This is a genomic window from Burkholderia sp. 572 (genome assembly GCF_040545135.1).
GTDB classification, from domain to species: domain Bacteria; phylum Pseudomonadota; class Gammaproteobacteria; order Burkholderiales; family Burkholderiaceae; genus Burkholderia; species Burkholderia cepacia.
In genome coordinates this window covers 1-20,931 of the sequence record NZ_JBEPLH010000042.1, presented here as the reverse complement: position 1 = coordinate 20,931, position 20,931 = coordinate 1, and the positions used below count along the sequence as shown (strand labels likewise).

Genomic DNA, 20,931 nt, shown 5'->3' with positions numbered 1-20,931 from the left:
CGATCCCCGAAATCAATTGAACAAGCCGAGCACGGTCTGGAACAGCGTCGACGCGGTCTGGATCACCTTCGCGTTCGCCTGGTAGAGCTGCTGGTACTGCATCAGGTTGGCCGCCTCTTCGTTCTGGTTCACGCCCGACACCGACTGCTGCGCCTGCGTGATCTGGCCGATCAGCGAAGTCTGCGCGGCGCTCGACGACTTCAGCTGGCTCGTCGTGTTGCCGATGCCGTTCACGTAGCTCGCGTACGCGCCCGTCAGCGTGGTCGAGCCGTTGCCGAACGATTTCGCGCTGACGAGCTTCGACAGCGCAAGTGCGTTGCTGCCGTCGTTCGTGCCGCCCGTGTTCGGCGCGACCGTGAACGTGTCGCCGGCCGTGGGCGCGCCCGACACCGTGACCGTGACGCCGGCCGTCAGCGTGATCGGCGTGCCGGACTGGTACGGCTGCGCCGCGCTGGTCGTCGGCGGCACGGCCGTGTTGTCGGTGACCGTGTAGGTCGGGCTGGCGATCGTGCCGCCCATCGTGATCGTGTAGTTGTGCGGATTGGCCGCGGCCGTCGCGCTGGTGACCGTCAGCCCGCCGATCGTGCCGGTGCCCGTGTTCGTCTTGGTGGCCGACGGCACGTACGGCGACGCCGCCGCGATCGCGGAGCCGTTCGACGTCGCGAGGCCGAAGCCGTTCAGCGCGCCGCGCGTCGGCTGCACGGTGAACTTGTCGCCGACGTTCATCGCGCCGGACGAGAACGAGAAGTTCAGCCCGCCGATCGAGGCCGGCATGCTGGCCGACTGGCCGACCACCGCGCCGCTCGCGCGGTCGGTCAGCGTGTAGTTCGTGCCGTCGTACGACAGCGTGTAGTCGCTCGTGGTCGGCTGCGACGCGTTCGCGAACGACACGGACAGCGCCGCGTTGCCGGTATTGCCCTGGTTCGCGTACGTGATCGGCGTGCCGGTGGTGAACAGGTTGCCGCCGACGTTGCCCGACAGGTCGATGCCGAGCGCGTTCTGCGCGTTGACCTGCGCGGCGAAGCTGGTCGCGATCGCGCCGAGCTGCGCTTCGGCCGGGTCGAGCGTCTGACTGCGGAACGCGAGCAGGCCGCCGAGCGTGCCGCCCGACAGCGACGCGTCGGACAGCGCCTGGTTCGGCCCCTGCGGGTTCGCACCGGCGATGCCCTGCGACACGACGGTCAGCTCGCTCGGATCGGACGGCGACGTGACGGCCGCGAGCTGGTAGCTCTTGTTCGCGACGACGAGCGGCGTGCCGCCCGCGAGAAACACGCTGTAGCCGTCGCTGTTGCGCACGACCTGCACGCCCGCGAGGTTCGACAGGTTCGACACCGCGAGGTCGCGCTGGTCCATCAGCTGGTTCGGCGGCTGGCCCTGGCTGCTCGCGGACGCGATCTGCTGGTTCAGCTGCGCGATCTGCGCGGTGTACGCGTTGATCTGCGTCACGGTGCTCGTGAGCTGCGTGTTCACGCTCTGGCGCAGCGCGTCGTACTGCTGGCCGGCCGCCGTGATCTGGTTCGCGAGCGTCTGCGCATTGCTCATCGCGGTCTGCCGTACCGACGCGTCGGACGCGCTGTTCGCGACGTTCTGCATCCCGGTGAAGTAGTTCGTGATCGCGGTCGAGATGCCGGACGTCGGGCTGCCGATGTAGTTGTTCAGCTGCGTGACGAGCGAATACCACGTCGACAGCGCGCCGCTCTGCGTCTGCGCACCGTTCAGCTGGTCGCTCAGGTACTGGCTGTACTGCCGCTGCACGGTGACGGTGTTCACGCCCTGCGGCATGTAGCCGCTGCTCGTGTACTGGCCGCTTGCCTCGGCATAGACGGGGCGTTCGACCGAATAACCCGGCGTCGCCGCGTTGCTGATGTTCTGGCCGGTCGTCGTGAGGCCCCAGAGCGCGGCATTCAGGCCGCTGACGCCGAGGTTCATGAGTGTGTTGGACATGCGCGATCCTGATGAGCCGGCCGCGCTGCGGCCGCCGGGTTGCGTGACTCCCGGTATAACGGCCGCGGATCGAAAAAATTGAGGAAAAAATGCACGCGCGACGCGCGCTCGCGCGTGGCGGGTCGAAACGCCCGGCGGCCCGGGCCGGCGGCGGTGCGTGGGCGGCGCGCGGGCGGCCCCGGGCGGGGCCGGCCGCCGCGGGCGCGTCAGGCCCGCGCGAGCGAGCGGCGCTTCATCTCGAGCTGCGTGATCAGCCGCTGCAGCGTGTTCTCCGCGCTGCCCGGCAGCGACATGTAGCGGAAGCCGAGCTGGTAGCGCCGCGACCCGTTCGGCATCTGCGTCGAACGCTGCGACACGAGCTGCAGGTCGAGCGACAGCTTGCCGTGGCCGGTCAGCTCGAGCTCGACGTCGGGAAGCAGCGTGCCGACCTCGAGCGCCTCGACGCGTTCGTCGGCCGTGCGCAGCCCCACGCCGCCGAGCGACAGGTTGTGCACCTCGAACAGGAAGCTCTCGCCGTCCGGCAGCTTGCCGCGGCACACGTACGGATCGACGACCGGCGCATCGACGCGGAAATACTCGCGGCGCTGGATGCACATCAGGACGTCGGGGAAATCGGCGACGAACGCGGGCAGCCCCTCGTAGCGCGTCTCGCGCGGCGTGCCCGTGGAGAATTCGACGCGCACGCCCTCCGGCGCGGCCGCGAACGTGCAGTGCGACGCGCCCAGGATGCCGGCGTTCTGCTCGGACAGCGCGCCCCAGTCGAACGTGAACGTCCGCGCGCCGACATCCACCTCGAGCAGGCGCGTGACGAGCTGGCCGCCCGGATACTGGACGGTCAGGAAATCGCCGCGATTGACGAGGTTGCGCAGCTGCACGCCGATTTCCAGCGGATTGCGGCGGGCATAGTCGGGCCCGGAGTGGCCTGCATCCAGGCTGGGGTCCGTCGACGTTTCGATATTCATGGCTAGCCGGTCTTTCTTGTCATGGGCGCCCGGGCAACCGGTGCGCGATAAAACCGGGCCAGAACGGGGGCCCGGTCGCAGGTCTCTCACACTTAGCGGCAGTGCTGACCGAAAGTTTAGATCGAAACGGGGATTTTTTTCGCGCAAACGTTGAAACCGCGCGCGGCGGGCTGCCGGGCGCGGTCCGAAAGGGGCAACGGCGCGGGCCGACGGGCCGTCAGCCGATCTGCTGCATGATCGAGATCAGCTTCTTCGCGTAGTTCGGGTCGGTCGCGTAGCCGGCCTTCTGCATCCCGTGCGCGAAGCCTTCGACGCTGCGGCTCGCGCTCAGCACGCCCGAGTAGCGCGGATTGTTCTTCAGCAGGGTCGCGTAATCGGTCATCGCGTGCTCGTACGAGTCGTACGCGCGGAACTTCGCGACCACGCGGCGCGGCGTGCCGTTCACGTATTCCGTCGTCAGCGCCGACACCGTGCGGCCGGTCCAGCCCTTGGTCGCCTTGATGCCGAACACGTTGTAGCTGGTCGAGCCGTCGCTCGCGCGGATCTCGCGCTTGCCCCAGCCCGACTCGAGCGCGGCCTGGCCGACGATGAAGCGCGCCGGGATGCCGGTCGACGCGCTGGCCGCCTGCGCGGGGCCCGCGAGCCGGTCGACGAACGCGTCGGCGTCCTGCACGCCGCTCGCGCCCTTCAGCGGCGGCGTCAGCGCGCTGCCGGCCGAGTAGCCGCGCGTGCCGGCGAGCCCGCCGTTGTTCGCCGCGTTCGCGTAGGCCTTTGCCATCGCGTTCATCGCGGCGAGGCCGCCTTCGTTACCCGACGTGCCTAGGCCGCCCGCGCCCAGGCCGGCCGCGCCGACGTCGGCCGCCGTGTCGCTGCCCGCGCCCTGCCCCGCATTGCGCAGCAGCTGCTTCATCAGCGCGTCGGCGACGCCGATCCCGCGCGTCGACATCTGCTGCGCGAGCTGCTGGTCGAGCATCGACGTGTACAGCTTGGACGTATGCGAATCGAACAGCCCGCCGTCCGGCGACGCGTCGCGCATGCTCTTGAGCATCATCTGCGTGAACATCGCGTCGAACTGGCCGGCGACCGCCTTCGCGCCGGCCTGCGGCGACTGTTTCGCCTGCGCGCGCAGCGCGTCGAAACCCTGCACGTCGAGCGCGAAGCGCTGCGTGAGGTCGTTCGCGTTCGGAAGAGAGGCTGCCATTTAGATGATCTCCAGGTCGGCGCGCAGCGCGCCGGCGGCCTTCATCGCCTGCAGGATCGACATCAGGTCCGCGGGCGTCGCGCCGAGCGTGTTCAGCGCCTTCACGACGTCGGCGAGATTCGCGCCGGCCGTCACCATCTTCAGCGCGCCGTTGTCCTGCTTGAGCTGGATCTGCGACTGCTGCGCCACCACCGTCTGCCCGTTCGAGAACGGCCCCGGCTGCGACACCACCGGCTGCGTGTTGACCACGACCGACAGGTTGCCGTGCGCGACCGCGCAGCTCTGCAGCGTGACCATCTGGTTCATCACGATCGAGCCGGTGCGCGCGTTCAGGATCACCTTCGCCGCGGCCTTGTCCGGGCTCACGTCGAGGTTCTGCAGGCGCGCCATGAACGCGACCTGCTGCGCCGAATCGGCCGGCGCGGCGAGCTGGATCGTGCGGCCGTCGAGCGCCGTCGCGGTGCCCGGGCCGAAGCTCGAATTGACCGCGGACACGATCCGCTGCGCGGTGCCGTAGTCCATGTCGTTCAGCTGCAGCTGCAGCACGCCGTTCATCTGCGCGATCGCGTTCGGCACCGCACGCTCGACGATCGCGCCGCCGACGATCCGGCCGGCCGCGAGCTGGTTCACCTGCACGCGGCTGCCGTTCGCGCTCGCGCCCGCGCCGCCGACCGCCATGTTGCCCTGCGCGAGCGCATAGACCTGGCCGTCCGCGCCCTTCAGCGGCGTGAGCAGCAGCGTGCCGCCGCGCAGGCTTTTCGCGTTGCCGAGCGACGACACGGTGACGTCGAGCGCCTCGCCCGGCCGCGCGAACGGCGGCAGCGTGGCGGTCACCATCACGGCCGCGACGTTCTTCAGCTGCATGTTGCTCAGCGACGACGGGCCGCCGTTGGCCGAACCGTTGTTGATCGAGATGCCGAGGTTCGCGAGCATGTTCGCGAGCGTCTGCGTCGTGAACGGCGTCTGCATCGTCTGGTCGCCCGTGCCGTCGAGACCGACGACGAGGCCATAGCCGATCAGCGGGTTGTCGCGCACGCCCTGGATCTGCGCGAGATCCTTCAGGCGTTCCGCGTGCGCGGGCGCCGCGCCGAGCACGCACGCCGCGGCCACCGCCGCGAACACGAGGGCGAGCCGCGCGGCGCCATGCGCGCGGGCCGACAGCCGGTCGAACAGGGTCTTCTGCATCGTCATCACCACGGCGCGATGTTGAGGAAGAAGCGCTGCAGCCAGCCCATCGTCTCGGCTTCGTTGATGTAGCCCTTCGACGAGTATTCGATCTTCGCGTCGGCGACCTGCGTCGAGTAGACCGAGTTCGCGCCCGAGATCGTGTTCGGGTTCACGACGCCCGAGAAGCGCACGAATTCGTTGCCCTGGTTGATCAGCATCTGCTTCTCGCCGCTGACCACCAGGTTGCCGTTCGGCAGCACGTTGGTGACGGTCACCGTGATCGTGCCGTTGAACGTGTTCGCCGCGCTCGCGCCGCCGGTCGCCGCGAACTTGTTGTTGCCGGCGGCCGACAGGTTCGCCTTCGCGAACAGCCCGCCGAGGAAGCCGGCCGTCGGCACGTTGAAGTCGGTGTTGCCCTGCCGGTTCGTGTTCGCGCCCGACGACTTGGTCGCGTTGATGTTCTCCGCGATCATGATCGTCAGGATGTCGCCGACGTTGCGCGGCCGCTGATCCTCGAACAGCGGCCGCCCCGCGTAGCCGGGGTTGTAGATCGAGCCGGGCGCCTGCATCGACATCGGCATCGGCGGCTGCGCCGTCATCGGCTGCTGGATGATCGGATCGCGCGGAATCTGCGCGCAACCGGCGGCGAGCGCCGCCACCGCGACCGCGCATGCGGCGCGGACGGTGGCTGACGGGAGGAGGCGAACCTGCTTCATGGCGACGACGGGACTTTCCGGTTAGCTCTTCATCTGCGTGACGGTCTGCAGCATCTGGTCGGACGTCGTCACGGCCTTGCTGTTGATCTCGTAGGCACGCTGCGTCTGGATCATGTTGACGAGCTCCTGCACGACGTTCACGTTCGACGCTTCGACGTAGTTCTGGTTGAGCACGCCCGCGCCGTTCAGGCCCGGCTGCGACACGTTCGGCGCGCCCGACGACGTGGTCTCGGAAAACAGGTTCTCGCCGCGCGCCTCAAGGCCGGCCGGGTTGATGAAGGTCGCGATCTGCAGCGAGCCGATCTGCACCGAATTGGTCGAGCCCGCCTGCGTGACCGACACGACGCCGTCCTTGCCGATCGTCAGCGACGTCGCGTTCTGCGGGATCGTGATCGCCGGCAGGATCTGGTAGCCGCTCGACGTGACGAGCTGGCCCTGCGCGTTGGTCTGGAACGAGCCGTCGCGCGTGTACGCGTTCGTGCCGTCCGGCATCAGCACCTGGAAGAAGCCCGCGCCGTTGATCGCGACGTCCTTCGAGTTGCCGGTCTGCGTGAGGCCGCCCTGCGTGTACAGGCGCTCGGTCGCGACCTGCTGCACGCCGGTGCCGAGCTGCAGGCCCGACGGCAGCTCGGTCTGCTGCGTCGAGTTCGCGCCCGGCTGGCGGATGGTCTGGTACAGCAGATCCTCGAACACCGCGCGCGACGCCTTGAAGCCGTTCGTGCTGGTGTTCGCGAGGTTGTTCGAAATCACGTCCATCTGCGCCTGCTGCGCATTCATGCCGGTGGCGGCGATGTAGAGCGAACGGTTCACTTGTCGATTCTCCTGCGTAAGCTGGCGCGGGCGCTCAGCTGAAGTTGAGCAGCTGGTTCGCCGACTGCTCGTTCTGGTCGGCCGTCTGGATCAGCTTCGACTGAAGCTGGAACGCGCGCGCGTTGTCGATCATCGCGACCATCGCGGTCACCGGGTTGACGTTGCTGCCCTCGAGCGAATTCGGCGTGACGACCACGTTCGGGTCGGCGTCGGCCGGATTGCCGTCGGCGGTGCGGAACAACCCGTCGTTGCCGCGCGTGAGCGTGGCCGGATCGGGATTGACGAGCTTCATCTGGTCGACGATCGCGACCGCCGTCGGCGGGTCGCCCGGCATCAGCGCGGACACCGTGCCGTCCTTGCCGATCGTCACTTCCGCGTTCGGCGGCACCGAGATCGGGCCGCCGTTGCCGACCACCGGCAGGTTGCTCGCGGTGACGAGCTGGCCGTTCTCGTCGACGTGCAGGTTGCCGGCGCGCGTGTACGCCTCGCTGCCGTCGGCCGCCTGCACCGCCAGCCAGCCGGCGCCCTGCACGGCGACGTCGAGCGGGTTGCCGGTGCGCGTGATCGGACCCGGCGCGTAATCGGCGCCGGGCGTCGACGCGAGCACGTAGGTGCGCGTCGTCGTCGGGTCGATGTTGCTGCCGTCGCCGAAATTCATCGGCACCGCGCGATACGTCGCGAGCTGCGCGCGAAAGCCCGTCGTCGACGCGTTCGCGAGGTTGTTCGCGACGATCGCCTGCTGGTCGAGCGACTGCGACGCGCCCGTCATCGCCGTGTAGATCAGTCGGTCCATGGCTGCCCGTTATCCGCGCTTACAGGTTGATGAGCGTCTGGTCGACGGTCTGCTGCGTCTTGATCGTCTGCGCGTTCGCCTGGTAGTTGCGCTGCGCGGTGATCAGGTTGACGAGCTGCGACGTGAGGTCGACGTTCGAGCTCTCGAGCGCGCTGCCCTGCAGCGTGCCGTGGTTCGTGCTGCCCGGCGCCGAGATCTGCGGCACGCCCGACGCGGAGCTTTCCGCGTACTGGTTGCCGCCGAGGTTCACCAGCCCGTTCGGGTTGTTGAAGTTCGCGAGCGCGATCTGGCCGAGCACGGCGGTCTGGCCGTTCGAGTAATTGCCGGTCAGCTTGCCGTCGGTGCCGATCGTGTAGGTCGTCAGCGTGCCGCTCGCGAAGCCGTCCTGCGCGAGGTTGTTCACGCCGTCCTTGCCGCCGTACTGCGTCGTGCCGGTCAGGTCGAGCGTGAGGTTCTGCGGCGTCGCCGAGCCGTCGGTGTTCGGCACCGTGAACTGGAACTGGCCGAGCGACGTGGTCGGCGTGGCCGGCGTGCCCGTCGTCGTGCTCTGGATCGCGCCCGACGAGTCGAACGTGACCGTGCCGAGGTCGTTCGTCGCGCCGCCCTGCACGCCCGCGTACGCTTCCCACGTGCCGGCCGCCGACTTCACGAAATACATGTTGACCGCTTGCGAACCGCCGAGCGAGTCGTAAACCTGGATCGACGTCGAGTAGTTGTACGTCGTGTTGTCGGTCGCGCTGAACGGCTTCTTGGTCGGCACCGTGTCCTGCGAGTTCAGGTTGAACTGCGCGGAGATCTTGGTCGTCGCGGTCGGCGCGAGGTTGGTCGTCGGCGCCTGCAGCGGCACGGTCTGCGCGGTGTTGATCACGCCGCCCGTGTTGGCTGCGTAGCCCATCAGGTTGCGGCCCTGCGAGTCGATGATGAAGCCGTTCTTGTCGCGCTGGAACGTGCCGTCGCGCGAGTACGTCGTCACGCCGTTGTTCGACATCTGGAAGAAGCCGTTGCCGTTGATCGCGACGTCGAGCGACGAGTTCGTCGTGGTGATCCCGCCCTGGCCGAAGTTCTGCTCGACCGAGTTCAGCCGCGTCCCGATGCCGATCTGCGTGTTGGTCGACGTCGCGACCGAGTTCGCGTACATGTCGGCGAACTGCGCGGTGCTCGACTTGAAGCCGACCGTGTTCGCGTTGGCGATGTTGTTGCCGATCACGTCGAGCGCGTTCGATGCACCCGAGAGGCCGCTCAGACCCTGTTGATAACCCATTTCGGTCTCCGTTTCGAGAATGCTCGATCAGTATCAGTTGGAGGTGGTGCCGCCGGACGAGGGCGACGACGACGCGGTATTCGGGAAGATCGACGCGACCTGGGTCAGCCCCACCGTCGTGCCGTTCGACAGCACGAGCCCCGCCGTGCCGTCCGCCTGCTTGATCACGCTCTGCACCGTCGAGGCCGCGAGCGTCGTGGCCGGCTGCGGCGTGCCGTTGCTGTCGGTGTACGACGCGCTGACGGTGTACTTGCCGTCCGGCAGTGCGTTGCCCGCCGAGTCGGTCGGCGTCCAGTTGAACGGCACGGTGCCGGCCGACTGCGCGCCCGCCTTGATCGTGTTCACCACGGTGCCCGCCGCGTTCTTCACGGTGATCGTCAGGTTCGACACCGAGCTCGACAGCGACACGCCGAACGGCGACGCCGCGCCGCCCTTCACCGCGACCGCGTTGCCCGGCGCGAGCACGTTCGTGCCGATCAGCAGCGCGGCCTGCGTCTGCTGGCCGGCCGTGAGCTGCGACGACAGCGACGTGAGCGACGTATTCAGCTGCGCGATGCCGCTCACCGTGTTGATCTGCGCGAGCTGCGACGTCATCTGCGAACTGTCGACCGGGCTGGTCGGGTCCTGGTTCTGCAGCTGCGTGACGAGCAGCTTCAGGAACGTCGCCTGCAGGTCGCTCGCCGACGTGCCGTTGGTCGACGACACGTTGTTGGTGTTCATCGTGTCGGTCGGCAGGGTCGACACGTTCGTGCCGTTGCTGCCGATCGTCGTGCTGGAGGAAGTCATCCTGGGTGGCCTTCTGTCTGGACTTTCGGAACTGTCGGGTCTGTAAGGTCGGTCGGCGCGCGGCTTACGAGCCGATCGTCAGCGTCTTGAGCATCAGCGTCTTCGCGGTGTTCAGCGTCTCGACGTTGGCCTGGTACGAGCGCGACGCCGAGATCATGTTCACCATCTCCTGCACCGGGTCGACGTTCGGCATCTGCACGTAGCCGTTCGCGTCGGCGGCCGGGTTCGACGGGTCGTAGGTCGACTTCATCGGCGACGGGTCGTCCATCACCTTCGTCACGCGCACACCGCCCACGCCCTGGCCGGACGCGGTGCGCGCGCCGCCGATCGGGTCGGTCGCGAACACGACCTGCTTGGCCTTGTACGGCTTGCCGTCGGGGCCGGTCGCGCTGTCGGCGTTCGCGAGGTTCGACGCGGTGACGTTCAGGCGCTGCGACTGCGCGGACAGCGCCGAGCCGGCGACGCCGAAGATGTTCATCAACGAAGGCATGGAAGCTCCTTTTGCTCGGATTCGGAGGCGGTGCGCGCCGTCACTGGTTCGTCGTGATCGCGGCGATCATCGCCTTGATCTGCTGGGTCATCACGGTCATCCCGGTCTGGTAGTGCAGCGCGTTGTTCGCGAACTGCACGCGCTCGACGTCGAGATCGACCGTGTTGCCGTCGAGCGACGGCTGCAGCGGCATCCGGTACTGCGCGCGGCCGTAGTCGTCCGCCGGGCCGCCCGTCGGGATCAGCTTCGCGGTGCCGGCCATGTGGCCCGCCGCCGTCGACACCATCGACATGCCGCTCGTCACGCCGGCCGGCTGCGTCATCGGCAGTTGCGCGGCGTTGCTCGGCGCGAGGCCGCCATTGGCCTGCTTCAGCGAGCGCGCGAGCGTCGACGCGAAATCGACGTCGCGGGCCTGGTAGCCGGGCGTGTCGGAGTTCGCGATGTTCGACGACAGCAGTTCCTGCCGGTAGGCGCGCACGTCGAGCGCCTGTCGGCCGAACGCGAATTCCGCATCGAGTTTGTCCAGCATGTGTGCGTCTCTCCGTATGAAGCGCTGCACGCCCCTCGCGCCGGATGGCGACCCGAGAGGCTTTTTTCCATGACAGCGATGGTAGGCGCCGGACGCAACTGGCAATCGGGCGAATAACGCGGCAAAGGCCCCCTCTATTCATCGTTTGCGCGACGGCCCCGCTCCCTAGAATGCGAAGCGGAGCAACGGATCGGGGATCGGGCGATGACTGGCAGCGCACTTCGCGGAAGGAACGGGCGGCTCATGCACGTCCGGCGTGCGTTTGCGCTCGCCGCGGCGCTGTGGATCGCCGCCCCGGCCGCGCACGCGGACGACGGGATGATCGTGATTCCCGGGCGCGGCGAGACGGCCGAAACCGCGCTCGCGCACGCCAAAGCGGCAAGCGGCGGGCAGTTCGGCGGGAATGCGGCGATGGCGCCGGGTGCGGGCCTCGCGCCGGACGCGGGTCGCGCGGCGAGCGGCACCGGCTACGCGCCGCAACCGGCCGGCACGATGGTCGTGACGACCGTCCCGCCGCCGGCTGCCGCGGTGGCACCGGCGCCCCGCCCCGTCTACGCAGCCGCCCGCGCGAACGCCGGATACGGCGCGCCGCGCGCCGCCGATCCGACTGCGATCGCGACGGTCGTCGCCGGCACGGCCGAACCCGCATCGAATCCCGTACGGCCGGCCCCGCAGCCGGCCTTCGCCTCGCGCATGGCGGCCGCCCGCGCCGCGTCGGCATTGCCGGCGCCGCGCGCGACGCCGGGTTCCGCCAACGCGGCCCCGGCGGCCAATGCAGCCAATGCCGCCCAGCCCGCGACGCCGCCCGGCCAGCAGGATCCCGAGTCGATCCGCCGCGCGGCCCTCGCGTTCCTGCAGCAGCAGATCGCGGGCCTGCCCGGCAAGACCACCGCGACGGTCACGACCGCGTTTCCGCGCGGGCTCGCCGCGTGCACGACGCTCGAGCCGTTCATGCCGACCGGCGCGCGCCTGTGGGGCCGCACGACGGTCGGCGTGCGCTGCGCGGGCGAGCGGCCGTGGACCGTCTACCTGCAGGCGAAAGTGACCGTGCAGGCCACCTATTACGTCGCCGCGCGCCAGATCGCGCCCGGCGAGCCGCTCTCCGCGGCCGACCTGGTCGCCCGCGACGGCGACCTGACGGTGCTTCCGCTCGCGGTGATCACCGATCCGGCGCAGGCGATCGGCTCGACCGCGCTCGCGCGCATCTCGGCCGGGCTGCCGCTGCGGCAGGACCTGCTGAAGAGCGCGGCGTCGGTGTCGGCCGGCCAGACGGTGCGGGTCGTCGCGGCCGGGCCCGGTTTCACGATTTCGGCCGAGGGCAGCGCGCTGGCGAATGCCGCGCCCGGCCAGTCGGTCAGGGTGCGGATGGCGGCGGGCCAGATCGTCACGGCGATCGTCAAGGACGCCGGCACCGTGGAGATTCCGCTGTAGGGACGGATGCTGCGGCAAGAATGTAAAGAATTGTTTATTCGGAGCATTTCGGGCTCGCGATGCTAAAGTTCGGGCCGACCCGGCCGTTATCTGGGTCAAACCGAACAGGAAACCCATCGTGAAGATCGATTCCACTCCGAACCCGAGCCCCCTGGCGCCGACCGGCAACGGCGCGACCCGTGCGCCATCCGGCACGGCCTCGTCTTCGTCCGCGCAGGCGGCCGACGCAGGGTCGACCGGCGGCGACACGACCGTGAACCTGTCGGGTCTGTCCGGCCAGTTGCGTTCGGTATCCGCGTCCGGCAACGCCGATATCGACACGGGCCTCGTCCAGTCGATCAAGGACGCGCTGAACAACGGCACGTTGACGATCGATGCGAACAAGATCGCCGACGGCGTATTGAATACCGCCCGCGAGCTGCTGCAGCAGCAGCGCCCGGGCAACTGAAGCCGGCCTCGCGGCCGGTCCCCCGGTCTCCCGGTTTGCCGGCGCGCCCAACCCGCGCCGGCGCGACGAGCATGACGCGATGAGAGAAGAGCTGCTGGCCACGGTCAACGACGAACACGCGACGGTCGAGGCGTTCGCGTCCCTGCTCGCCTACGAGGAAAAGGCGCTGACGATGGCCCAGCCGCTCGAGATGCTGCCCGGGATCGTCGAGAAGAAGAGCGAGCTGATCGACCGGCTCGCGCAGCTCGAACGCACGCGCGACACCCAGCTTTCCGCGCTCGGCTTTCCGGCCGGCAAGAAGGGGATGGACCAGGCCGCCGAGCGCGATGCGCGCCTCGCCGGCCGCTGGCAGCTGCTGCAACAGGCCGCCGAACGCGCGCGCCAGGCCAATGCGAACAACGGGATGCTGATCCGGATCCGGATGGACTACAACGAGCGCGCGCTCGCGGTACTGCGCTCGGCACCCGCGCCGGCCGGCGTCTATGGCCCCGACGGGCGCGTATCGGCGCTCATGCGCTGAAGCACTGACTGACCAACTGACTGACCGGCAGCGGCGCCGCTGCCTTCCCTGCCGCACCTCGTAGCAGCTCGTAGTACCTCGCAGCAAGCACCTCGCCGCCATTCGCGGCCTCCCGCATTTCGACAGACCGGGCTCGAACCCGGCACTCACGGTCCCTTCCGATACACGGCTGCGCAACCGCGCCGCCGTCCCGTCACAACAATCAGAAGAGGGCCGCATGCCATATTTCCGCATTCCGTTTTCGTACCGCAGCGCCGCCGTTTCCGCCGTTGCGGCGCTGGGCGCCGCATTGACGCTTTCCGCCGCGCAGGCCGCCGGCGCCGCAACGCTGCCCGTGCCGACGGGCGACATGTCGCTGTCGCCGGCCGGCCCCGACATCGTGCCGCCGGCCGCCCCGGGCACGCCCGGCGCGACGCCGCGCGCGTCGCGCCGCGGGTCCGACACCTACACGTACCTGCGCTGCTGGTACCGGATCGACGCGGATCCGCTGAAGCCGGCCGCGACCTACGAATGGGCGCGCGACCCCGCCGGCGGCGACTGGTATCGCGTGTCCGGCTACTGGTGGGCGGACGGCATCACGCAGTGGAAGAACATGTTCTACAGCACGACGACGCAGGACACGCTCGCCGACGTGTGCCGCAAGACGCTGGCCGCGAAAAGCATCGGGTCCGACCTCGTGCAGGCGGTCGCGGCGAACAACGCGCTGTCGTTCAACTACACGGTGTGGACCCTCGACGCCGCGCAACAGGACACACGCGTCAACAAGCTGATCGTGTTCGGCGACAGCCTGTCCGACACGCAGAACATGTTCAACGCGAGCCAGTGGAAGCTGCCGAACGGCACGAGCTGGCAGGCGGGACGCTTCAGCAACGGCCCGGTGTGGGCCGAATATCTCGCGAACGCGCTGCGGCTGCCGTTCTACAACTGGGCGATCGGCGGCGCGGCGACCGACCAGTACCTCGTCGTGCCGGGCCTCGTGCAGCAGATCGACTCGTGGCGCGAATACATGGATCGCGCACCGGACTACCGGCCCGCCAACACGCTGTTCGCGGTGTTCGCGGGCGGCAACGACCTGGTGAACTACGGGCGCTCGCCCGAGCAGGCGGCGAATGCGGTGCGCGACAGCCTCGAGCGGCTCGCCGCGGCCGGCGCGACGCGGATCATGCTCGTCACGCTGCCGGACGTGTCGCGCGCACCGGTGTTCGCGACGCGCACCGACACGGCGAGCGTCGCCGCGCAGGTGAAGGACTACAACCGGCGCCTCGCCGACGCGGCCGCCGCGCTGCGCGCCCGTTACGGCGCGACGCTGCGGCTCGAGGTGTTCGACGCGTACGCGCTGTTCGACGACCTGCTGAGCCATCCGGCCCAATACGGCTTCGACGACGCGAAGCGCGCGTGCCTCGACATCCCGAAACCGTCGTCGCTCACCTACCTGAGCGCGCAGACGCCGCGTGCGGACTGCCGCGACCCGGCGCGCTTCGTGTTCTGGGACACGCTGCACCCGACGACACGCACGCACGCGTGGCTCGCCGAGCGGATCGCGCCGTTCGCGCGGGCGCGCCTGCTGAACTGACCGGCGCGGGCGGCGGTGCCTACAGCAGCGGACACGCGGTGACCTGCGTGCCGCGCTCGACGCACAGCCGCTCGTAGTCGCGCAGGTATGCGCGCTCGTCGTCGTCCAGCAGGTCGAGATCGATCAGGTCCCAGTCGTAGCCGACCGTCACGATGTTCTCGAACGTCACGGTGTCCGGCTGCGCGTCGTCCTGACGGATGATCACGATGTTCTCGATCCGCACGCCGCCCTTGCCCGGCAGGTAGATGCCCGGCTCGACCGAAATCACCGCATTCGGCACGAGCCCGTACTGCGCGCCCGGCGCGAACCGCACGCCGCCCTCGTGCACGTGAATCCCGACGCCGTGCCCGGTGCCGTGGCCGAAATCGTGGCCGTGATCGCGGCACACCTGCCGCACGAGCGCATCGACGTCGCCGCCCTTTGCCGTGCTCGGGAAGCGCGTGACGAGCCCCTTGATGCAGGCCTTCAGCGCGACCGTGTAGATCTCGCGCTGCCACGGCTGCGCGACCGTATCCGGGTGCGTCCGGCGCAGCACCACGCGCGTGCAGTCCGTCGCGAAGCCGGCTTCGTAATACGCGCCGCTGTCGAGCAGCACGAGTTCGCCTTCCGTCAGCTCGACGTCGGCGCTCGCCGCCGTGTAATGCGCGAACGCGCTGTTCGCGCCGTTCGCGGCGATCGACGGAAACGTCAGCGCAACCGCCGAACGCGCGGCGTATGCATCGTTGATCGCGCGCGCCAGGTCGTATTCGGTATGGCGCACGCCCGGCTCGCCCGTCTTCGCCCAGCGCATCGTCTCGGCGATCGCCGCGGAACTGCGCGCAAACGCGTCGCGGAACCGGTCGAGCACCGCCGGCGTCTTGCCGGCCCGCATCGCCTCGACCGGGTTGAAATCGGCATGCCGCGCCTGCGGCCATACCCGCTTCACCGCGTCGACGAGCGCGCAGTTCACCGATTCGAAGCCGTAGCACACGTGATCGACCGCGAACGGCGCGAGAAAGCGCTCGAGCGCCGCGACATCGCGCCGGATCACGTGCAGCGCCGGATACGACTCGAGCGTGACCTCGCAGCGATCGCAGCCTTCCGGCAGGAACAACGCCACCTGCCCGCCCACCGCGAACAGGAAGCCGAGGTGCGACGACGCATTCGGGATGTGATAACCGCGGCTGTTCAGCAGATACGCGAGGTCGTCCGATGCGCAGGTGAAGAAGGCGGTCCTGCCGTCCGGCGCGCCGGTATGCGCGGCGAGCTTGCGGCTCAGCGCGTCGAGGTTCTGCGCAACGCTCAGGCCGGTCATCGCTTCCGGCACCTCGAAGATCGGCCGCTCGACGACCCAGCCCGGCAACGCGATCGCGAGATCGATCTCGCGATCGGCGAGACTCGTCCAGTCGAGCGACGCGGCCTGCGTCTGCTCGAACAGGCGATCGCGCTGCGCGACGCTGATCCGCCGCGCGTCGTAGCCGACCCGTGCGAGCCGGCTCCCGTGCGCGACCAGCCAGTCGGCCATCGCCTGCCAGATCGTCACGTTCATCCCGAGCTTCTCGATGCGCACGCGCGCCGGATCGCACTGCTGCTCGGCCTGCAGGTGATAACGACCGTCGACGAACAGCACGAACGGCGGCACGCCGAGCGCCTGCGCGGTCGCCGCGCTCAGGAAGATCCCGCAGCCGGCCGAACCGTCGAAGCCCGACAGCGCATAACGCGGGTTGTTGCTGCGCGGCAGGTACTCGGTCACGTATTCGTCCTGCGACGTGACCAGTACCGCATCGAGCCGCGCGGCGTCGAGCAGGCGCGACAGGCCCGCCTGCGTGTCGACGACGGACGCGTCGTACGGGGGAAGGCCGGAGAAGCTGTATTTCAGTCGATCGATCATCGGAAGCCCGTTATGCATTGTTGTCGGCGGCCGGCGGTGACGCGGCGGGGTACAGGCCCAAAGCAGGCTTGAAGCAGGCCTGACGCGGCCCTGCGCCGCTGCACGGTCGACGCACGACCCGGCGCGGCACGACGCCGGGCCGCCGTACCGTCCCGGCGGCAGGCCCTTAAAAAAATTTTCGTCTCACTTAACTTTTTTTGATGCGCGCGACAGAATCTAGAGCACGCTGAAATCGAGGTCAAGCTGAAATTTTCGTAGGGCTAAAATCGGCATGACGCTTGCGGATCCCTGCACAGCGGGCGTTCGTCCGGCGGCACCGCGCGGTACAATGCGCCGGCATCGCCGCCCCGGCGGCCGTGCTTCGTGCGGTGCGCGGAATTCCCTGTCCGGCGACTGCACCGCCCGTCCGCCCGCCTCCCGATTCGTTGCCGCGAAAGAGATTCATGGATTCAGACATCATGCGTATCGGCCAGCGCATTCGCCGCCTGCGCCGGGAAGCGAAGAAGACGCTGCTGGAAGTCGCGACCGAAGCGAAACTGTCGGTCGGGTTCCTGTCCCAGGTCGAGCGCCATCTCACGGGCATCTCGCTGTCGTCGCTCGTCAACGTCGCGAAGGCGCTCGACGTGCCGCTCGGCGCGCTGATCGACCAGCCGCGCCAGGTGCAGCCCGATTCGCACGAGGGCAGCCGCAAGGCGTACGCGCTCGACGCCACATCGCAATGGTACGAACGCCTGTCCACCACGTTCGACGGCAGCCAGATCAACGCGCTCAAGGTGCGGATGATGGAAGGCTACCGCTCGGAATGGGTGGCGCACGGCGGCGACGAATTCGTGTACGTGCTGGCCGGCCGGATCTGCTTCACGATCGGCAGGAAGAACTACCCGCTGTCGCCCGGCGACTCGCTGCACTTCGACGCGCGCAAGCGGCATCGGGTCGCCAACGTGGGCGACGGGCCGGCCGAGGTGATCGCGGTCGGCACGCTGCCGCTGTTCGACGACCGTCGCGCCGGGTTCGTGTCCGCGACGATGGACACCGCGAAACCGGCCCCCGTCGCGCGCGCCGCGGCGGGCGAACCGCGCACGGGCCGCCGCGGGCCGGCGCCCGCACGGGCGGATCGCGATCGTGCCGCCGGCACCGTGAAAAAGGACAAAAAGGCGGCAGCCAGACCGAGCGCGGCCGCCGGCAAACGCGTGGCGGCCGCCAAGCCGGCACGCAAGAAGAAGCCGTAACGGCTTTGCAGGCGCGCGACGCGCGCCCTTCCCGCCGCCGTTATTCGCCGATCTCGAGCGCCTGCGCGACGGCCTCGATCCGCGCGCGATGCACGGCCTCCCGGATCTTCTCCGTGTCGTTGCCGATGCCGCGCGCGATCGCGCCGGCATCGACGCTGCGCGCGGCCGCGAGCGCGACGCGCAGCCGCTCGGCCTGCGGATACGGCTGCGTATCGAGCCCGAGCCGCCCGCGCGCATCCGATTCACACGCCTGCAGCATCTCGGCGAAACGCGCCGGCTTGCGCAGCGCGTCGCTGCGCTCGAACAGCCGCACCAGCGCGGCCGCGCCCATCTCCATCACGCGATGCAGGTTGCCGTGCTCGCGCGCGACCACGAGCGCGAGATCGCGGCATTCGTTCGGCACGCGCAGCCGTTCGCACAACGGCTTGAGCAGGTCGACGCTGCGCCCCTCGTGGCCGATATGGCGCGGCAGCACGTCGGCAGGCGTCGTCGCCTTGCCGAGATCGTGCGTGAGCGCCGCGAAGCGCACCGGCAGCGAATAACCCTGCTTCGCCGCATGGTCGACGACCATCATCACGTGCACGCCGGTGTCGACCTCCGGGTGGTAGTCGGCGCGCTGCGGCACGCCCCACAACGCATCGACTTCGGGCAGGATGCGCGCGAGCGCGCCGCACTCGCGCAGCACCGCGAACATCCGCGACGGTTTCACCTCCATGAGCCCGCGCGCGATTTCCTGCCAGACGCGTTCGGGCACGAGCGCATCGACCTCGCCCGCGTCGACCATCCGCCGCATCAGCGCGAGCGTTTCGTCCGCGACCGTGAAGTCCGCGAACCGCGCGGCAAAGCGCGCGATGCGCAGGATCCGCACCGGATCCTCGACGAACGCATCGCTCACATGGCGGAACACGCGCGCGCGCAGGTCGGCCTGCCCGTCGAACGGGTCGATCACGGGCCCGACCAGCTCGCCCTCCGGGCTGACCTCGCGCGCCATCGCGTTGATCGTCAGGTCGCGCCGCGCGAGATCCTCGTCGAGCGTCACATCCGGCGCGTAGTGGAACTGGAAGCCGTGATAACCGGCCGCCGTCTTGCGCTCGGTGCGCGCGAGCGCGTACTCCTCCTGCGTCCGCGGATGCAGGAAGACCGGGAAATCCTTGCCCACCGGCCGGAAACCCTGCGCGGCCATCTGCTCGGGGGTCGCGCCTACCACCACGTAGTCGCGGTCCTGCACGGGCACGCCGAGCAATTCGTCGCGGATCGCACCGCCTACAGCGTAGATGTTCATGGCTGCGGTTCGAATTCGGCGATCACGTTCGTTTCACGGCGCGCGGCGTCGATCCAGCGCTGGACGGCCGGCAGCGCCGTCACGCGGGCCGCATAACCGGCCGCGTCCGGCGACAGGCCCGGCGCGTACGTGTTGAAGCGCATCACGACGGGCGCGTACATCGCATCGGCAATCCCGAATTCGCCGAACAGGAACGGCCCGCCCGACGCCTCGAGGCACGCGCTCCACAACGCGTCGATGCGCGCGACGTCGGCGAGCGCATCCGGCGTCGCGCCGCGCCCCGGCATCGACGCGCGCACGTTCATGCCCATCTGCGTGCGCAGCGCCGCGAAGCCCGCATGCATCTCGGCCGCGACGCAGCGCGCATGCGCGCGCTCGAGCGGATCAGCCGGCCACATCGGAAACTGCGGATAGCGTTCGGCGAGCGTCTCGGCGATCGCGAGCGAATCCCAGATCGCGACGCCGTGGTCGTCGATCAGGCACGGCACCTTGCCGGACGGCGAATACTCGAGGATGCGTGCGGCCGTGTCGTCGTGGCGCAGCTCGATCGCGATCTCGTCGAACGGGATGCCGAAATGCGCGAGCAGCAGCCACGGACGCATCGACCACGACGAGTAGTTCTTGTCTCCAATGACGAGTTTCATGACGGTGTTCCGGAAAACGAGAAGGTGAAAAGGACGAAGCCGAACGAAGGCACCCGGGCCGGCCTAGCGGCGCGAGCGGAACCAGTCGAACCGGGACCGCTGCGCGGCCTGGCCGAGATACGCGGGCGCGATGCTTTCGAGACTCGCGGGCGAGATCCCGAGCTCCGGCGCGAGCGGCCCCGACAGCACGTTCGGCACCGACATCGTCGCGAGATTGTCGCGCGTGAGCACGGGCTCGCCGGGCAGGCATTCGAACACGCTCGCCTGCAGCCGCGCGAGCGCGTCGGGCAGCCGCACGATGCGTGCCTGCCGGCCGACCAGCGTGCCGCAATAGCGCACCAGCTGCTCGAGCGTGTAGACGGTCGGGCCGCCGAGTTCGTAGGTCTTGCCGTGCGCGGCCGCGAGATCCAGCGTGTTGACGAACGCGCGCACGACATCGCCGACGAACACGGGCTGGAAGCGCGCGTCGGGCATCGCGAGCGGCAGCACGGGCATCGTGCGCTGCAGGTTCGCGAACGTGTTGAGGAATGCATCGCCGGGGCCGAACACGACCGACGGGCGGAAGATCGTCAGCGCGAGCGAATCGGTCGCCGCGATCGCATGCAGCGCGGCCTCGCCGTCGCCCTTCGAGCGCTGGTACATGCTCGCGCCATGCGAATCGGCGCCGAGCGCGCTCATGTGCAGCACGCGCTGCACGCCCACCTCGGTGCAGGCGGTCGCGAGCGCGGCCGGCAGCGTGACGTGCGCGCGCTCGAAGCCGGGCCCGTACGGCGTACCGCGGCCGCCGTGCAGCACGCCGACGAGGTTGATCGCCGCGTGCGCACCGGCGACGAAGCGCGCGAGCGTGCGCGTGTCGAGCGCTTCGAGCTCGACGATTTCGACCGGCAGCATCTGCAGGTGGCGTGCGTGGTCGCGCCGGCGCGTGCCGATCCGTACCTGCTTGCCGGCGTCGATCAGCGCATTGACGAGCCGGCTGCCGATGAAGCCGGTGCCGCCCAGCAGCGCGACGGTCTGGCGATCCATGGTCGGGACCTCTAAGGGGCTGTTCACGCTAATAACGGGCTTGCGCTGGCCCCCAGAAGGGCCGAGCGCAAGGATTGCAACGAAACGAATACTCGACGTATTCGCGAGGAGCATGACGCGGCGATCGGCCCTTCTGGGGCCAGCCCCACGCATGATTTTTTCCAAACAGGCGAACGTGCCTTGCCGGCCGCAATGCGGCCGGCCAGGCACGTTCGCCAGCCCGGTATTAGCGGGGACAGCCCCTTGAACCCA

The 20,931-nt window shown here is 69.1% G+C and carries 20 protein-coding genes; 5 read left to right on the top strand and 15 right to left on the bottom strand.

Annotated elements, in window-relative coordinates; genetic code table 11:
* Positions 1-12: 12 nt before the first annotated feature.
* The 11 genes from flgK to flgB all read right to left on the bottom strand — a co-directional run bounded on the left by flgK (position 13) and on the right by flgB (position 10,659).
* A complete protein-coding gene (gene flgK / locus ABIC51_RS39635) occupies positions 13-1,944 on the bottom strand; it encodes a flagellar hook-associated protein FlgK (RefSeq protein WP_354007050.1) in 1,932 nt (643 codons plus the stop codon).
* A gap of 206 nt (positions 1,945-2,150) precedes the next feature.
* Positions 2,151-2,906 (bottom strand): flagellar brake protein, encoded by a 756-nt coding sequence (locus tag ABIC51_RS39630; protein WP_021164374.1) that lies wholly within the window; start codon positions 2,904-2,906, stop codon positions 2,151-2,153.
* Between the two features lie 217 nt (positions 2,907-3,123).
* Positions 3,124-4,107, bottom strand: a complete 984-nt coding sequence (flgJ, locus tag ABIC51_RS39625; RefSeq protein WP_027788924.1) for a flagellar assembly peptidoglycan hydrolase FlgJ — start codon at positions 4,105-4,107, stop codon at positions 3,124-3,126.
* Positions 4,108-5,292: a flagellar basal body P-ring protein FlgI gene (locus ABIC51_RS39620; protein WP_027788923.1), complete on the bottom strand. Its 1,185-nt coding sequence runs from the start codon at positions 5,290-5,292 to the stop codon at positions 4,108-4,110.
* Positions 5,293-5,297: 5 nt separating this feature from the next.
* Positions 5,298-5,990 (bottom strand): flagellar basal body L-ring protein FlgH, encoded by a 693-nt coding sequence (gene flgH / locus ABIC51_RS39615; protein ID WP_027788922.1) that lies wholly within the window; start codon positions 5,988-5,990, stop codon positions 5,298-5,300.
* A 21-nt stretch (positions 5,991-6,011) separates the two neighbouring features.
* Positions 6,012-6,800, bottom strand: a complete 789-nt coding sequence (gene flgG / locus ABIC51_RS39610) for a flagellar basal-body rod protein FlgG (RefSeq protein WP_021164160.1) — start codon at positions 6,798-6,800, stop codon at positions 6,012-6,014.
* A 34-nt stretch (positions 6,801-6,834) separates the two neighbouring features.
* Entirely contained in the window at positions 6,835-7,593 is a 759-nt protein-coding gene (gene flgF / locus ABIC51_RS39605; protein WP_027788921.1) for a flagellar basal-body rod protein FlgF, read from the bottom strand.
* 19 nt (positions 7,594-7,612) lie between these two features.
* Entirely contained in the window at positions 7,613-8,854 is a 1,242-nt protein-coding gene (gene flgE, locus ABIC51_RS39600; protein WP_027788920.1) for a flagellar hook protein FlgE, read from the bottom strand.
* Between the two features lie 33 nt (positions 8,855-8,887).
* On the bottom strand, positions 8,888-9,640 hold the full coding sequence (locus tag ABIC51_RS39595) for a flagellar hook assembly protein FlgD (protein ID WP_027788919.1): 753 nt from the start codon (positions 9,638-9,640) through the stop codon (positions 8,888-8,890).
* 64 nt (positions 9,641-9,704) lie between these two features.
* Positions 9,705-10,130, bottom strand: a complete 426-nt coding sequence (gene flgC, locus ABIC51_RS39590; protein WP_021164156.1) for a flagellar basal body rod protein FlgC — start codon at positions 10,128-10,130, stop codon at positions 9,705-9,707.
* 40 nt (positions 10,131-10,170) lie between these two features.
* Positions 10,171-10,659, bottom strand: a complete 489-nt coding sequence (gene flgB, locus ABIC51_RS39585) for a flagellar basal body rod protein FlgB (protein WP_021164155.1) — start codon at positions 10,657-10,659, stop codon at positions 10,171-10,173.
* A gap of 204 nt (positions 10,660-10,863) precedes the next feature.
* Between flgB and flgA the strand changes: the two genes are divergently transcribed.
* The 4 genes from flgA (at position 10,864) to ABIC51_RS39565 (ending at position 14,631) form a co-directional block, all read left to right on the top strand.
* Positions 10,864-12,090 (top strand): flagellar basal body P-ring formation chaperone FlgA, encoded by a 1,227-nt coding sequence (gene flgA, locus ABIC51_RS39580; protein ID WP_175900801.1) that lies wholly within the window; start codon positions 10,864-10,866, stop codon positions 12,088-12,090.
* A gap of 118 nt (positions 12,091-12,208) precedes the next feature.
* Positions 12,209-12,538, top strand: a complete 330-nt coding sequence (flgM, locus tag ABIC51_RS39575; protein WP_027788917.1) for a flagellar biosynthesis anti-sigma factor FlgM — start codon at positions 12,209-12,211, stop codon at positions 12,536-12,538.
* Positions 12,539-12,617: 79 nt separating this feature from the next.
* A complete protein-coding gene (locus ABIC51_RS39570; protein WP_021163144.1) occupies positions 12,618-13,058 on the top strand; it encodes a flagella synthesis protein FlgN in 441 nt (146 codons plus the stop codon).
* Between the two features lie 217 nt (positions 13,059-13,275).
* Positions 13,276-14,631, top strand: a complete 1,356-nt coding sequence (locus ABIC51_RS39565) for an SGNH/GDSL hydrolase family protein (RefSeq protein ID WP_175900804.1) — start codon at positions 13,276-13,278, stop codon at positions 14,629-14,631.
* 19 nt (positions 14,632-14,650) lie between these two features.
* Here the strand turns inward: ABIC51_RS39565 and ABIC51_RS39560 are convergent, their stop codons facing one another.
* Positions 14,651-16,501 (bottom strand): M24 family metallopeptidase, encoded by a 1,851-nt coding sequence (locus ABIC51_RS39560; protein ID WP_124839910.1) that lies wholly within the window; start codon positions 16,499-16,501, stop codon positions 14,651-14,653.
* 443 nt (positions 16,502-16,944) lie between these two features.
* Here ABIC51_RS39560 and ABIC51_RS39555 point away from each other — a divergent pair, with 443 nt between their 5' ends.
* Positions 16,945-17,730 carry a helix-turn-helix domain-containing protein gene (locus ABIC51_RS39555; protein WP_175864981.1) on the top strand — a complete coding sequence of 262 codons (786 nt, stop codon included), beginning with the start codon at positions 16,945-16,947 and terminating at the stop codon, positions 17,728-17,730.
* Between the two features lie 40 nt (positions 17,731-17,770).
* Here the strand turns inward: ABIC51_RS39555 and ABIC51_RS39550 are convergent, their stop codons facing one another.
* From ABIC51_RS39550 to ABIC51_RS39540, 3 genes are all read right to left on the bottom strand, one after another.
* On the bottom strand, positions 17,771-19,012 hold the full coding sequence (locus ABIC51_RS39550; protein ID WP_027788913.1) for a multifunctional CCA addition/repair protein: 1,242 nt from the start codon (positions 19,010-19,012) through the stop codon (positions 17,771-17,773).
* Positions 19,009-19,656 (bottom strand): glutathione S-transferase family protein, encoded by a 648-nt coding sequence (locus ABIC51_RS39545; RefSeq protein ID WP_027788912.1) that lies wholly within the window; start codon positions 19,654-19,656, stop codon positions 19,009-19,011. Before ABIC51_RS39545 ends, ABIC51_RS39550 begins: the two co-directional genes overlap by 4 nt.
* Positions 19,657-19,719: 63 nt before the next feature.
* Entirely contained in the window at positions 19,720-20,679 is a 960-nt protein-coding gene (locus ABIC51_RS39540) for a complex I NDUFA9 subunit family protein (RefSeq protein WP_027788911.1), read from the bottom strand.
* Positions 20,680-20,931: the final 252 nt, after the last annotated feature.